This window comes from Vibrio sp. Vb0304, from assembly GCF_033338995.1.
GTDB lineage: Bacteria > Pseudomonadota > Gammaproteobacteria > Enterobacterales > Vibrionaceae > Vibrio > Vibrio alginolyticus.
This window is the reverse complement of sequence record NZ_JAWOTT010000328.1, coordinates 1-1,073: the sequence shown is the minus strand read 5'-3', so window position 1 is coordinate 1,073 and position 1,073 is coordinate 1. Positions and strand designations below refer to the sequence as shown.

1 protein-coding gene is annotated in these 1,073 nt (G+C 47.7%); it reads right to left on the bottom strand.

The genetic code is table 11. The features are described 5' to 3' along the window. Window positions 1-44: 44 nt before the first annotated feature. Window positions 45-1,073: cell division protein FtsZ (gene ftsZ, locus R7P35_RS26000; RefSeq protein ID WP_318093352.1), on the bottom strand; the 1,029-nt coding region annotated here is incomplete at its 5' end.

Below are 1,073 nucleotides of genomic sequence, written 5' to 3'. Positions count from 1 at the left end.
ATGCTACCATAATTTTGAGCCATGTCAAATTTATGGGTTAAAGATTAATCAGCCTGACGACGTAAAAATGCCGGGATATCTAAGTAACCGCTTTCTTTCTCTTGCTTTGGTGCTGCTGAGCTTTGGCCCGCGGCAGGAGAAGAAGAAACTGTGTTTGTCGGCTGAGGAGTTACCTGTGGCTTCTCTTGCACTTGATTTTGCAAAGTTTGTGCCGGCTTTTCTTCAGCTTGCGTTGCCGCGACTTGTTGTGGCTGAGCTTGAGGAGCCGAAGCTACTTTCGCTTTACCACCAGCGACTAGCGTGATATCTGGCTTTCTTTCATTGCCAATACCTGTCGCAACTACTGTCACACGGATTTCATCAGTCATATCTGGGTCTAGAGAAGTACCGATAACCACGGTTGCATTGTCAGATGCAAATGCCTTCACTGTGTTACCAACTGTCTCAAACTCATCAAGACGCATGTCCAGACCAGCAGTGATGTTAACAAGAACACCGCGAGCACCAGCAAGATCGATATCTTCTAGAAGTGGGCTAGAAATTGCCATTTCAGCCGCTTCTTCGGCTCGGTCTTCACCTTTCGCAATACCACTACCCATCATCGCGTGACCCATTTCAGACATCACTGTACGTACGTCTGCAAAGTCGACGTTGATCATACCAGGGCGAGTGATTAGCTCGGCGATACCTTGAACTGCATTCTTAAGAACGTCATTCGCACTCGCAAATGCTTCAAGCAACGTTACGCCACGACCAAGAACTTTAAGTAGCTTCTCGTTTGGAATCGTAATTAACGAGTCAACGTGCTTAGATAACTCATCGATGCCTTGCTCAGCAAACGCTAAACGCTTTTTGCCTTCAAAGCTGAACGGCTTTGTTACAACCGCTACAGTCAGAATACCTAGCTCTTTCGCCACTTCAGCAATTACAGGTGCTGCACCAGTACCTGTACCACCGCCCATACCAGCTGCGATAAACACCATATCGGCACCAGTTAGGGAATCTTTAATTCGATCTCTGTCTTCGAGAGCTGCGTCACGGCCAACCTGTGGATTAGCACCTGCACCCAGACC